Origin of the sequence: Aquitalea sp. ASV11, from assembly GCF_016429185.1 — a bacterium.
GTDB classification, from domain to species: domain Bacteria; phylum Pseudomonadota; class Gammaproteobacteria; order Burkholderiales; family Chromobacteriaceae; genus Aquitalea; species Aquitalea pelogenes.
Map to the genome: position 1 here is coordinate 13,528 of NZ_JAELUD010000023.1, position 12,827 is coordinate 26,354.

General features: G+C 60.3%; 11 protein-coding genes. 2 read left to right on the forward strand and 9 right to left on the reverse strand.

Features of this window, described 5'->3' with window-relative positions; all coding sequences use genetic code 11:
• Window positions 1–26: 26 nt before the first annotated feature.
• A complete protein-coding gene (uvrD, locus tag JHD62_RS09625; RefSeq protein ID WP_199102705.1) occupies window positions 27–2,177 on the reverse strand; it encodes a DNA helicase II in 2,151 nt (716 codons plus the stop codon).
• Between the two features lie 126 nt (window positions 2,178–2,303).
• Here uvrD and JHD62_RS09630 point away from each other — a divergent pair, with 126 nt between their 5' ends.
• Window positions 2,304–3,218: an ABC transporter substrate-binding protein gene (locus tag JHD62_RS09630; RefSeq protein ID WP_199102706.1), complete on the forward strand. Its 915-nt coding sequence runs from the start codon at window positions 2,304–2,306 to the stop codon at window positions 3,216–3,218.
• Here the strand turns inward: JHD62_RS09630 and JHD62_RS09635 are convergent.
• The gene (locus JHD62_RS09635) at window positions 3,202–3,423 is read right to left on the reverse strand and encodes a hypothetical protein (RefSeq protein ID WP_062788424.1); all 222 of its coding nucleotides are present in this window, start codon (window positions 3,421–3,423) and stop codon (window positions 3,202–3,204) included. The genes JHD62_RS09630 and JHD62_RS09635 overlap by 17 nt on opposite strands.
• Before the next feature lie 229 nt (window positions 3,424–3,652).
• Between JHD62_RS09635 and JHD62_RS09640 the strand changes: the two genes are divergently transcribed.
• Window positions 3,653–4,315: a flagellar basal body L-ring protein FlgH gene (locus JHD62_RS09640; protein ID WP_199102707.1), complete on the forward strand. Its 663-nt coding sequence runs from the start codon at window positions 3,653–3,655 to the stop codon at window positions 4,313–4,315.
• On the opposite strand, the gene JHD62_RS09645 is transcribed toward JHD62_RS09640, so the two are convergent.
• From JHD62_RS09645 to secA, 7 genes are all read right to left on the reverse strand, one after another.
• Window positions 4,302–4,838, reverse strand: a complete 537-nt coding sequence (locus JHD62_RS09645) for a cell division protein FtsI (RefSeq protein ID WP_199102708.1) — start codon at window positions 4,836–4,838, stop codon at window positions 4,302–4,304. The genes JHD62_RS09640 and JHD62_RS09645 overlap by 14 nt on opposite strands.
• 184 nt (window positions 4,839–5,022) lie before the next feature.
• On the reverse strand, window positions 5,023–5,865 hold the full coding sequence (locus JHD62_RS09650; protein ID WP_199102709.1) for an isopenicillin N synthase family oxygenase: 843 nt from the start codon (window positions 5,863–5,865) through the stop codon (window positions 5,023–5,025).
• A 105-nt stretch (window positions 5,866–5,970) separates the two neighbouring features.
• Window positions 5,971–6,750 (reverse strand): DUF3658 domain-containing protein, encoded by a 780-nt coding sequence (locus tag JHD62_RS09655; RefSeq protein WP_199102710.1) that lies wholly within the window; start codon window positions 6,748–6,750, stop codon window positions 5,971–5,973.
• Complete coding sequence (gene cysE / locus JHD62_RS09660; protein WP_045846437.1) at window positions 6,747–7,532, reverse strand: serine O-acetyltransferase; 786 nt, start codon at window positions 7,530–7,532, stop codon at window positions 6,747–6,749. The genes JHD62_RS09655 and cysE overlap by 4 nt, the downstream gene beginning before the upstream one ends.
• A 47-nt stretch (window positions 7,533–7,579) precedes the next feature.
• On the reverse strand, window positions 7,580–9,076 hold the full coding sequence (gene rng, locus JHD62_RS09665) for a ribonuclease G (protein ID WP_045846438.1): 1,497 nt from the start codon (window positions 9,074–9,076) through the stop codon (window positions 7,580–7,582).
• 14 nt (window positions 9,077–9,090) lie between these two features.
• Complete coding sequence (locus tag JHD62_RS09670; RefSeq protein WP_199102711.1) at window positions 9,091–9,687, reverse strand: nucleoside triphosphate pyrophosphatase; 597 nt, start codon at window positions 9,685–9,687, stop codon at window positions 9,091–9,093.
• Window positions 9,688–9,864: 177 nt separating this feature from the next.
• A complete protein-coding gene (secA, locus tag JHD62_RS09675; RefSeq protein WP_199102712.1) occupies window positions 9,865–12,582 on the reverse strand; it encodes a preprotein translocase subunit SecA in 2,718 nt (905 codons plus the stop codon).
• Window positions 12,583–12,827 lie beyond the last annotated feature (245 nt).

Consider the following 12,827-nt stretch of genomic DNA (forward strand, 5'->3'; position numbering starts at 1 on the left):
CATCTGCCAGCCTGGCTGGAATGTCATTATTCGGCGGTCAGTTTGGCATAGCGTAAATCCAGCCATTTCAGCCCGTGCTCCGCAAAATTGATCTGCAAACGCACATCACTGCCACTGCCTTCGGCATTGATCACCACGCCGGAACCGAACTTGGCGTGACTGACGCCCTGGCCAATGCGGAAACCCTGCAGCGACATGGCAGTGGCAGGTGCGACCGCCTCATCCAGCCAGGGCGCACGACGCGGGCTTGCTTGCGGAACAGGTTTCACTGTAGCAGACAGTACCCGTACCAGCGTGTTCGGTATTTCGTCGATGAAACGGGAGCGAATGGGATAACGACTTTGTCCGTGCAGCATGCGGCTCTGGGCGCAGCTCAGGTACAGCCGTTTGCGGGCTCGGGTAACGGCCACGTACATCAGGCGGCGTTCTTCCTCCAGCCCCTTGCTGTCGTTCATGCTGTTTTCGTGCGGGAACAACCCTTCTTCCAGACCGGACACAAACACGGCATCGAACTCCAGGCCCTTGGCCGCATGCACCGTCATCAGTTGCAGGGCGTCCTCGCCGGCTTCGGCCTGATGCTCTCCCGCCTCCAGGCTGGCCGCACTGAGGAATTCGACAATGGCCAGCTCTGGCTGATCCGGGAAGAAACCGGCTGCTGCGCTGACCAGTTCGTCCAGGTTGGCCAGCCGCTCTTCGCCTTCTTTCTTGTCCTGCTCGTACATGGCGCGCAGGCCGGAGTGGTCGATGATCAGACTGACGGTTTCCGCCAGCGTCATGTCAGTGCTCTTGTTGCGCAAGGCTTCGATCAGCAGCACGAACTCGCCCAGCTTGGCGGCGGTACGGCCACCACCCGCGGCGCAGCAGGCCTGCCACAGGGTGACACCCTGCTCGCGGCTGATGGCTTGCAGGTTTTCCACGGTGCGGGCACCGATACCTCGCGCCGGTACATTGATGACACGTAGCATGGCATTGTCGTCATCCGGATTGCTCACCAGACGCAGGTAGGCCAGTGCATGCTTGATTTCCTGTCGCTCGAAGAAGCGCAGGCCACCATAAATGCGGTAGGGCAGCTGGGCATTCACCAATACATGTTCCAGCACCCGTGACTGGGCATTGGAGCGGTACAGGATGGCCATGTCCGACAGATTCATGCCTTCGCGCTGCAGGTTCTTCACTTCATCGATGATGAACTGGGCTTCGTCACCATCGGAATAGGCTTCGTACAGGCGGATCTGCTCGCCCTCGCCTGCGTCGGTCCACAAATTCTTGCCCAGCCGGCCATCATTGCGTTCGATCAGGGCATTGGCGGCATTCAGGATGGTGCCCACCGAGCGGTAGTTCTGTTCCAGCCGCACCGGCTCGGCTACCTGGAAGTCGCTCAGCAGCGCGCGCATATTGCCCACTTCGGCACCGCGGAAAGCGTAGATGGACTGGTCGTCATCCCCCACGGCAAACAGGACGTTGTGCTCGCCGGACAACAGTTTGAGCCAGGCGTATTGCAGGCGGTTGGTATCCTGGAATTCGTCCACCAGAATATGGCGGAAGCGCCCCTGATAATGGGCGCGCAAGGCGGCATTGGCCTGCAGCAGTTCGTAGCTGCGCAGCAGCAGCTCGGCAAAATCCACCACCCCTTCGCGACGGCACTGAGCGTCGTAGGCGGCATACAGTTCCACCATCTTGGCTTCGTACGGCGTTAGCGCCGGCGGCAGGCGGTCGGCACGCAATCCGGCTTCCTTGTTGCCGTTGATGAAGCTTTGTACCGCACGCGGCGGATATTTTTCGTCCGACAGTTCCAGGCTTTTGAGCAGGCGTTTGATGGCGGCTTGCTGATCGGCGGAATCCAGAATCTGGAACGCCTGCGGCAGCCCGGCATCGCGGTAATGAGCACGCAAGAAGCGGTTGCACAGGCCGTGGAAAGTGCCAATCCACATGGTACGCACATTCACCGGCACCATGGCCCCCAGCCGGGTATGCATTTCCCGCGCCGCCTTGTTGGTAAAGGTAACTGCCAGAATGCCGGAGGGATTGACCTGGCCGGTGGCTATCAGCCAGGCAATGCGGGTGGTCAGTACCCGTGTCTTGCCACTGCCCGCACCTGCCAGTACCAGCGCACTTTTGGCCGGCCAGGTGACGGCACGCAGCTGTTCATTATTCAATCCGGCTAAAAGCTCACTCATGACAGGCATTTCTTCTGGGCGTGGTTGATGGGTGGCATTTTACACCAGCTGACCGGCAAGCCGTGGGCAGGCTTGCCTGACAGGCGGCGACAGGTTAATTTCTGTCAAACAACTGCCCCCTTCCCCATGCGCTCACGCCTGCTTGTCGCGTTATTCCTGCTGCTGCACCTGCCTGCCCACGCGGCGGGGCTGACTGCCTATACCGAGGAATTGCCGCCGCTGAATTATCTGCAAGGCCAGCAGGTGAGTGGCTTTGCCAGCGAATTGCTGACTGCCATGGCCAGCAAGGCCGGCCTGGCGCTCAGGCTGCAACTGCTGCCCTGGTCGCGCGCTTATGCCACGGTGCAATCCACGCCGGACACCGTGCTGTTCAGCACCGTACGCACCGCGGAGCGGGAGAACCAGTTCCGCTGGGTTGGCCCCATCGGCAAACGCCATATTTATCTGTACCGCTTAAGCAAGCGCGAGGACATCCGGCTCACGGATATCCGCCAGCTGGCGCAATGGCGTGTCGGCACCATTTTTGCCTCTGCCTCGCAAAAGCAGTTGGAACAGCTTGGTTTGCGGCCGGGAATAGAGCAGGACAATGCGCCGGATGATGCCAGCAACCTGGCCAAGCTGAGAATGGGGCGCGTGGACATGGTGGCCATGCTGGACTGGGCCATGCACTGGCAGACACGGCAAACCGGCATGCCGGACAATCAGGTCCGCCCGGTGGCGCTGCTGGATGGTCAGGCACAGTACTGGTTTGCCCTGAACCGGCAAACCCCGGATGCCACCATCCGGCAGCTGCAGAATGCACTGGATGCGCTGGTAAGAAACGGCGAGCTCAAACGGCTGCGCCAGAAATACATCGGCACGGAAGACTTCCCTGGCGAGCTGGTCGATCTCTATGCGCAACTGCGTCAGGATGGCCCGCTCTTGCTGGCGGACAACGACAAGCTTTCCGCCCGTTGCCCCGAACCCGGCCAGGGCAGTGGCTGGCGCCACAAGTACCGGGCCGGGCCGGAAGGCATTTGCCCGCTCAAACCAGGGTATTGATGGTACGCCCCAGCGTGCTCAGGCCGTCGCCCGCCGCGGTCAGGCCATGCGCGATGGCGCTGCCGGTACCGCTGGCACCACTTGCCAGGCCACTTCCCGCCGCCCTGGCCACCGACTCCACATCATCTGCCACCTTCTTCGCACCCTGCTTCAGCACCTGGTAAGTCGTGGGTGCCTGATTAGTGATACCGCCGATTGTGCTCATTTTGTTCTCCCCATACCGTTAATTGGCTGTTGTCCGCCATTACATGGTCAGTACCGGCTGCCATGTAAATTTACGTTATGCATGGTTAAGAGATGGAGCCAATCGCTTTACATCTTATTACCTTAATTTGGCATCGGTAACCCTAATTAACTTTCCATGCCAATAGAATTAATAAGGAGTAATCAAAGAGAAAGCGGGTGATATCGTGAAAAATCAGGCAATCAAGATAATGGCTGGTTTGCTCATTTCCGGTTTCATCACCGGCTGTTCTTCTCCGCAAATGCTGGTGACTGCACCGGTACATATTCGTCCACAATTTACCCCGGTGGCATTAGAAGACAGCCCAGGCTCCATCTACCAGCCCAACAAGGCCATGCTGCTGTTTGAAGAGCCGATTGCCAGCCATGTGGGTGATGCGCTGAAAATCAATATTGCGGAAAACCTGACTTCCAGCAATAACGCCAATACCACCTCCAACCGCACTTCCACCATTTCCGAATCCGGCCCCGGTGCCTTGTCTTCCATGGGTGGCTTGCTGAAGGAAATCTTTGATTACAGCGGCAAGGCGTCCGGCAGCAGCAGCCTGAAAGGCACCGGCCAGGTCAGCAACTCCAACCAGATCAGCGGCAGCCTGATGGTGTCGGTGACCGATGTATTGCCCAATGGCTATCTGGCGATTGCCGGGGAAAAGGCCGTGGCGGCCAGTGGCAATACCACCGTGCTGCGCTTTTCCGGCATTGTGAACAAGCGTGACATCAAGGTGGGCAATGTGGTGTCTTCCAGTGATGTGGGCGATGCCCGCATCGAGCAGATCGTCAACGGTATCGCCAGCGAAGTGGCTTCGCGCACTGATGCCCAGCGTTTCTTCGCCGGGCTGATCAATTTCTGGTAGTCGTTGCACCGGCCCGCTTGCTGACATCCTGCTCAAAGCGGGCCGCTCCATTGGCACCATCACCACTGCCCTGCCACTGGTCCATGTTTTCGCCGGAAAACATCTTGTTCAGCAAGGGTGACAGCTTCCTGCCGGTCGAACTCCACTTGTCATAGGCCATGCCGTCCAGCCGGTAAGCGGCATTGGCCAGCACCTTGCCATTCTTTTTCAGCAGCAGGTTGATGTCGGTGATGTAGGGCCGCAATTCATCGCTGAACATGGGCGAGCCCCATTGCGTGAGCACGGTGTAATACAGCATGGCTTCGCAATCTGACGGCGCATTGCCGGGCGCATAAATACGGCTTTCCACTTCGCGGTCGCGCAATTGCTTTTGCAATTCGGGAATGAAATCCGCCACGATTACATTGGCATTCAATTCGATGCAGATATTGCGCAGCTCATCATGCGGATGAGCCATGCCATTGGTACTGGTATTGGGTGCCATATTGGCAACCGATGTGACGGCAGTACTGGCCAATTGCACACCGGCCACCAGCGGTGAGGTAATCAGGCTGCAGGCACTTAAAGAAAGGGCCGCAGGTGCAATAAGACAGCGCCACAGAACATTCACCTTGAAACTCACCGGACAATTGAAACAGAGCCACCCTAGCAGCAAAAAAAAATGCCCCGAAGGGCATTTACAGTCATTTACACCGGATTGACCGGTCTTACTTTTTCACGCCCAGTTCACGCAGGCGTTCATCCAGATAACTGCCGGCGGTGTGGCGTTCCGACAGCACGACCTCCGGGCGCGGATGCAGGAACAAGGGCAGTGATACCCGGCTGCTGCGCGCAGCCTCCCCTTGCGGATTCACCACCCGATGCCGGGTGGACGGATAGTAGCCGCGTGATGCCTCTTGCAACATGTCGCCGATATTGATGATGAGCATGCCGAAGTCACACGGCACATCCACCCAGTTACCTGCCTTGTCCTGCACTTGCAGGCCGGGTTCGCTGGCAGCAGGCAGGATGGTGAGCAGATTGATGTCGCCATGTGCGGCGGCACGCAATGCGCCGGGCGCTTCCTGCCCGGTCAGCGGCGGATAATGCAGCACCCGCAGCAGGGTTTGCTGGCTGTCGGCAATCATGCCAGACAGCGGTTCACTGTAATGGGCGGCAATGTCCGCAGGGGTGTACTGCTCTACCCAGCCCAGCAGCTCGCGCGCCAGCGCAATGGTACTGGCATAGTAGCGGCGGGCATCATCGGCCAGCTGTGGTGGCACACGGCCCCAGGGGTAGATGTGGAAGTATTCCTTGATGTCCTTCAGGCTGGCGCCCTTGGCCGTTTCGGAAATGGCCGGGGAAAAATAACCGTCCTGCTTCTCTACGGAAAAAGCGTAATCGTGCTTTTGCTGGGTGCCGAAGAAGGCCAGCCAGTCACTGTAGATCTTTTCCACCAGCTGCTGGTCGATGGGGTGGTTCACCAGCACGCCAAAACCGGTTTCGTGCAGGGAACGGGTGAATTGTTCGGCAGCATCGGCTGCGCGGTAGTCGACAATGCGGACGTTCATGCGAGGGAATCCTTGCGGAAAGCGGCCGTCAGGCAAGATCGGGACGGACCACGGCGGCGGATTCTACCCTTGCCGCCGTCGCAGGCAAAGCACAGCGAAGTGAGTTCAGCGCAGGGCCACGTGGGGCGGGCCATCCGCTTGCGGCGTCAATACCACAAGGCCGGCTTCCGCCAGCATGGCCACACGCCAGAACAGATAGCTGTCCGGCACAAAAGCCGTGACATGTTGACCCATGACGCCACCCACCAGCCGGGCGGCGGCCTGCGGCCCATCACGACGCAATGCTTCCAGCAGGGCAGCATCGAAACAGTCGGCGGACTGCTGTAGCAGCTGACCATGGTGCAATTCACGCCAGCCGGCCGGGGCCTGCTGCCAGTGTTCCCATTCGGCGGCAAGGCGCTGGCGTTCTTCCTGCCCGACAGGCCTTGCTGTGCCGATCAACTGCCGGATTTCCTGCTGGCCGCACATGCCCATGGCAACACGGCCATTGTGCTGGATATCCACCTTGCCACCGGCTTCCACCAGCGACAGCGGCTGGCTGGCGTGAGCATGCGCGCACACCATGGCCAGCAGCAAATGGTCATGCGCGCCATCGCCCAACCACAGGCAGAGCGGCTGGCGCTGGGCAAACACGCGGAACAACTGCTTGCGACAGTGCCAGTAGTCCTTGAGAAAGGCTTCGTCGATGTCCGGCAGCCAGCGCATGGACCACCAGATGCGGTTCCACCACGCCACCCGCGCCTGCGGGTCGATGGCATCGGCATCGGCCAGCGGGCCGTGGGCGAAGTCTTCCACCACCTCCAGCACCTCATCGCCCGGCAACAGGGTACGCAAGGCCTGGGCGGCTGAAGGGCCGGTCAGCAGGTGCACGGTGGACTGGGTCACACGCGCTGGTCCATGTCGAGGGCGGGCATGGCGCCTTCCACCGTTTGCGCCACCACGCGGGCCGGTACCCCGGCTACCGTGGTGTGCGGCGGTACGTCTTCCAGCACCACGCTGCCTGCGCCCACCTTGGCACAGTCGCCCACACGGATATTACCCAGCACGGCGGCACCGGCACCCAGCATCACGCCGTCGCCGATCTTGGGGTGACGATCGCCCCGCTCCTTGCCGGAACCACCCAGCGTCACGCCATGCAAAATGGACACGTTATTGCCGATGACGGCGGTTTCACCCACCACCAGCGCGGTGCCGTGATCAAGCATCACGCCCTGGCCGATACGCGCTGCCGGGTGGATATCCGCCCCGGTGACTTCGGAAATGCGGTTCTGCAGGAACAAGGCCAGGGTCTTGCGCTGCTGCTGCCACAGCCAGTGGGTGATGCGCTGGCTTTGCAGCGCGTGAAAACCCTTGAAATACAGCAGCGGTGTGGAATAGCTGTCACAGGCAGGGTCGCGCTCGAAACAGGCGCGGATGTCGGCCCGTACCGAGGCGCTGATCACCGGGTCGGATGCCAGCGCCTCGCGGAACAGTTCCATCAGGGCGCGGGCGTCCATCACCGGGCTGGCCAGTTTGCTGGACAGGTGAAAGGCCAGCACGTCTTCCAGCGTGCTGTGCCGCAATACCGTCATGTGCAGGAAGCTGGCCAGCAGCGGCTCGTCACGCGCGGCCTGTTCGGCTTCCTGCAAAATGGCGAGCCACAGGGCGTCGCCGGAATCTTGCTTCATGCTTGTTACTCCATTACCACACAGCCCGGACCATGCCGGGCCGGTGCTTACAACAGGACCACGTCAAACTGTTCCTGGGTATAGGTGCTTTCCACTGACAGCGAAATCGGCTTGCCGATGAAATCCACCAGCATGGCCAGGCTTTGCGACTCCTCGTCGAGGAACATGTCGATGACCGGCTGGGCCGCCAGGATGCGATAGCCTTTGGCATCGAACTGGCGTGCCTCGCGCACGATCTCGCGCTGCACCTCGTAACACACGGTCTGGGCAGTCTTGATTTCGCCACGCCCCTGGCAGGTGGGGCAGGGTTCGCACAACACATGCGCCAGGCTCTCGCGGGTACGCTTGCGGGTGATTTCCACCAGCCCCAGGCTGGTAAAGCCGTTGAGGGTGACACGGGTGCGGTCGCGCGCCAGTGCCTTGGCCACTTCGCTCAATACCGCAGTCTGGTGCTCTTCATTGTCCATGTCGATGAAATCGACAATGATGATGCCGCCCAGATTACGCAGCCGCAGCTGGCGGGCAATGGCCTGGGTGGCTTCCAGATTGGTCTTGAAGATGGTTTCGTCAAAATTGCGGTTGCCGACAAAGCCGCCGGTGTTGACGTCGATGGTGGTCATCGCCTCGGTCTGGTCGATGATCAGGTAGCCGCCAAACTTCAGGTTCACCCGCCGCGACAGCGCCTTGTCGATTTCCGCCTCGATGGAAAACAGCTCGAACAGCGGGCGCTCACCGGAATAGCGCTCGATCTTGCGCACGGCAGACTGCACGTATTGCTCGGCGAATTCCACCATGCGGCTGTAGTTTTCGGTCGAGTCGACAATCACGTGCTCGGTGGTGTCGCTCACCATGTCGCGCAGCACGCGCACCGCCAGCGGCAGGTCTTCGTACAAGAGGCTTTGCGCCGGCAGGTGCTGCGATTTGTGGCGGATGTCGGCCCACAGCTTGGACAGGTATTCGATGTCGGCCTGCAGCTCGGTATCGGTAGCAGTTTCCGCACTGGTACGGATGATGTAGCCACGCGGCGTACTGGGCGGCAGCAGCTTTTCCAGCCGCGCCTTCAGGCTGTGGCGTTCTGACTCGCTTTCGATTTTTTGCGAGATGCCGATGTGTTCTTCCTGCGGCAGATGCACCAGAAAACGCCCGGCCAGCGAGATTTGCGTGGACAGCCGCGCACCCTTGGTGCCGATCGGATCCTTGATCACCTGCACCAGCACGGTCTGGCCTTCGAACAGCATTTTTTCGATACGCTGCGGCTCGGTGGGGTGCTGGCGCTGTTCCAGCACATCGGCAATGTGCAGGAAAGCCGCGCGTTCCAGGCCGATTTCAATGAAAGCGCTCTGCATGCCGGGTAGCACGCGCTTGACCTGGCCCAGATAGATATTGCCGACAATGCCGCGGCTGGCGGCGCGTTCCACGTGCAGCTCCTGCACGATGGAGTCCTCCAGCACCGCCACGCGGGTTTCCTGCGGGGTGATGTTGACGAGGATTTGTTCCTTGGGGCGCTGGATGTCGCGCGGCAGCGGAATGGACTGATGCAGCATGGTCTTGTCTCCGCTCAAGGGAATGGGTGGCCGAACAGGCCCAGCAGTTCTGCGGTTTCAAACATCGGCAGGCCCATCACGCCGGTGTAGCTGCCGGCGATATGGTCGATGAACACCGCCGCCAGGCCCTGGATGCCATAGGCACCAGCCTTGTCAAACGGCTCGCCGCTGTCGATGTAACGCTGGATATCGCTGTCGCTCAGTGCGCGGAAATGCACGTCAGTGATGCTGCTACGCAGTTCTACCCGCTCGTCCTGCCGCACGGCAACACTGGTGACCACCTGATGGCTGCGGCCGGAAAAGGCCCGCAGCATGCGTGCGGCATCGGCAGCATCGGCAGGCTTGCCGAAGATTTCTCCATCCAGCACCACGGTGGTATCGGCAGACAGCAGGGGACGCGAGGGCAGACCACATTTTTGTACCACGGCCCAACCGGCAGCCGCTTTTTCACGCGCCAGGCGCTCGGTATAGGCTACGGCGTTTTCGCCGGGCAGCACGGATTCGTCAATATCGGCATGGATGCGTTCCAGATGCACGCCCAGCTGTTCCAGCAGTTCGCGACGACGCGGGCTGCCGGATGCCAGGTAAATTCGGGTATCGCTTGAGGTCATGATGTTGTCGCTGCCAGTGTTATCAATATTTATGAGCTGCAAGGGTAGCAGAGCGGCCCTTGGCCCACCATCTGCTGCACCGCAAAATGTACCCGGCTACGTAGCTGCACCTACGCAAAACGCCCTGCATAAAGCAGGGCGTTTGCTGGTTCATGGCATGGTCAGACGAGGTCGGACTCAGGCCAGACGGCCGTGGCACTGCTTGTATTTTTTACCGCTGCCGCAGGGACAAGGGTCGTTGCGGCTCACGCGCAGGCCTTGCTCAGCCAGCGCTTCGGGCGAGAAGGGATTGTCCTCTTCGTCCGCGGCACCCAGCGAAGAGCCCGGCTCGGCATGCTGCATTTCGTACTCGCCATGCTGATGCGGTTCGACCGCGTCCACGTCTTCCTGACCGCGAATCTGCACGGTCATCAGGACATTGACCACGCTGCGTTTGATACGCTCCAGCATATCGGCAAACAGCTCAAATGCTTCGCGCTTGTATTCCTGCTTCGGGTTCTTCTGCGCATAGCCGCGCAGGTGGATGCCCTGACGCAGGTGGTCCATGGCGGCCAGATGTTCGCGCCAGTGGGTATCCAGCATCTGCAACACCAGGCTGCGTTCGAACTGGCGCATCACCTGTTCGCCAGCCAGCTCCACCTTGGCCTGATAGGCATCGGCAGCCTGCTGGATGATGCGGGCCTTGATGTCCGGAATATCCAGGGTGGATTCGGCCTTGATCCAGTCGGCCACCGGGGCGGCCAGCTGGAATTCGGCTTCCAGGGTTTTTTCCAGACCGACCAGGTCCCACTGCTCTTCCATGGATTCCGGCGGCAGGTGCAGGTCCACCAGGTCGGACAGCACGCCTTCGCGCATATTGATTACCACCGCGCTGACGTCTTCATCCTGCAGGATGTCGTTACGCTGCTGGTAGATCACCTTGCGCTGGTCGTTGGCCACGTCATCGTACTCCAGCAATTGCTTGCGGATGTCGAAGTTGCGGCCTTCCACCTTGCGCTGGGCGTTTTCGATGGAGCGCGATACCCACGGGTGTTCGATGGCTTCGCCGTCCGGCATTTTCAGACGGTCCATGATGGCGGCCACGCGGTCGGAGGCAAAAATGCGCAGCAGCGGGTCTTCCAGGCTCAGGTAGAAACGGGAGGAGCCCGGGTCGCCCTGACGGCCGGAACGGCCACGCAGCTGGTTGTCGATACGGCGCGATTCATGACGCTCGGTACCGATGATGTGCAGGCCGCCGGCAGCCAGCACCGCGTCGTGGCGTTGCTTCCACTCGGCACGGATGGCTTCGATGCGGGCGTTCTGCTCGGCCTCGGACAGGCTGTCGTCCTTCTGTACCGCGCGGATTTCCGGTTCCGGGTTGCCACCCAGCACGATGTCGGTACCACGACCGGCCATATTGGTGGCCACGGTGATCACACCCGGGCGACCGGCCTGTACCACGATGTCGGCTTCACGCGCATGTTCCTTGGCGTTCAGCACATTGTGCGGCAGCTTGGCCTGCTTGAGCAGCTCGGCAATCAGCTCGGAGTTTTCGATGCTGGTGGTACCCACCAGTACCGGCTGGCCACGCTCGTGGCAGTCCTTGATGTCGGCCAGGATGGCGTCGTACTTCTCGCGTGCCGAACGATACACCTTGTCCTGCGCATCCTTGCGCTGCATCGGACGGTTGGTGGGGATCACCACCGTTTCCAGGCCATAGATGCTCTGGAATTCGTAGGCTTCGGTATCGGCCGTGCCGGTCATGCCGGACAGCTTGCCGTACAGGCGGAAGTAGTTCTGGAAGGTAATGGACGCCAGGGTCTGGTTTTCGCGGTTGATTTCCACGCCTTCCTTGGCTTCCACCGCCTGGTGCAGGCCTTCCGACCAACGGCGGCCAGCCATCAGGCGGCCGGTGAATTCATCCACGATCACCACTTCGCCATCCTGCACCACGTAGTGCTGGTCCAGATGGAAGAGCGAATGGGCGCGCAAGGCGGCCATCAGGTGGTGCATCAGGGTGATGTTGGTGGCGGAATAAAGGCTGTCGCCTTCCTTCAGCATGCCCAGCTGTACCAGGATGTCCTCGCAATGCTCGTGACCGGCTTCGGACAGCAATACGCTATGGGCTTTTTCATCCACCCAGTAGTCGCCATCGCCGTCTTCGGTTTCCTGACGCTTGAGCAGCGGCGGTACCGCGTTCATGCGCTGGTACATGTCGATATTGTCTTCGGCCGGGCCGGAGATGATCAGCGGGGTTCGCGCTTCGTCGATCAGGATGGAGTCCACTTCGTCGACCACGGCAAAGGCCAGCTTGCGCTGCACCTTCTCGCCGGTGGTGAACACCATGTTGTCGCGCAGGTAGTCGAAACCGAATTCGTTATTGGTACCGTAAGTGATGTCGCAGGCATAGGCAGCCTGTTTGTCGTCATGCGCCATCTGCGACAGGTTCACGCCCACGGTCAGGCCGAGGAAGTTGTACAGGCGGCCCATGATGCCGGCGTCACGGCTGGCCAGGTAGTCGTTGACGGTGATGACATGCACACCGTTGCCGGTCAGCGCATTCAGGTACACCGGCAGGGTGCCCACCAGGGTCTTGCCCTCACCGGTACGCATTTCGGCAATCTTGCCGTTGTGCAGCACCATGCCGCCAATCAGCTGCACGTCGAAGTGACGCATGCCCAGCACGCGGCGCGAGGCCTCGCGGCAGACGGCAAAGGCCTCCGGCAGGATACTGTCCAGCGATGCGCCATCAGCGATGCGCTTTTTGAACTCGGCGGTTTTTCCCGCCAAAGCCTCGTCGGACAGCGCTTTCATGCCATCTTCGAGGGCATTGATGCGCGCCACTTCCTGACGATACTGCTTCAGCAGACGGTCGTTGCGGCTGCCAAATACTTTCTTGAGTAGCGAGGAAATCATGTATTCCAATCCAGAGGCCCGGACGGGCCGATAAAACAAAATAGGCGAAAGTGTAGCACATCCCGAGAACAAGGTTATGGGGGCGAGCTTGCGCTGAATCAAGCCATATGGGCCAAACTTGTCGCCGCCATACGGCAGTCATGACAAGCTGTCATCGTTGCCATGACAAGCAATTTCACAACACGGCAATGAATCCTGATTTGCCAATTAAGGCAGAGCAAGCATAAAGACCGGCAAATGGCTGA

Coding starts and splice junctions, on each gene's coding strand:
- uvrD (WP_199102705.1), bottom strand. CDS start 2,177: ATGAGTGAGCTTTTAGCCGGATTGAATAATGAACAGCTGCGTGCCGTC.
- JHD62_RS09630 (WP_199102706.1), top strand. CDS start 2,304: ATGCGCTCACGCCTGCTTGTCGCGTTATTCCTGCTGCTGCACCTGCCT.
- JHD62_RS09635 (WP_062788424.1), bottom strand. CDS start 3,423: ATGAGCACAATCGGCGGTATCACTAATCAGGCACCCACGACTTACCAG.
- JHD62_RS09640 (WP_199102707.1), top strand. CDS start 3,653: ATGGCTGGTTTGCTCATTTCCGGTTTCATCACCGGCTGTTCTTCTCCG.
- JHD62_RS09650 (WP_199102709.1), bottom strand. CDS start 5,865: ATGAACGTCCGCATTGTCGACTACCGCGCAGCCGATGCTGCCGAACAA.
- cysE (WP_045846437.1), bottom strand. CDS start 7,532: ATGAAGCAAGATTCCGGCGACGCCCTGTGGCTCGCCATTTTGCAGGAA.
- rng (WP_045846438.1), bottom strand. CDS start 9,076: ATGCTGCATCAGTCCATTCCGCTGCCGCGCGACATCCAGCGCCCCAAG.
- JHD62_RS09670 (WP_199102711.1), bottom strand. CDS start 9,687: ATGACCTCAAGCGATACCCGAATTTACCTGGCATCCGGCAGCCCGCGT.
- secA (WP_199102712.1), bottom strand. CDS start 12,582: ATGATTTCCTCGCTACTCAAGAAAGTATTTGGCAGCCGCAACGACCGT.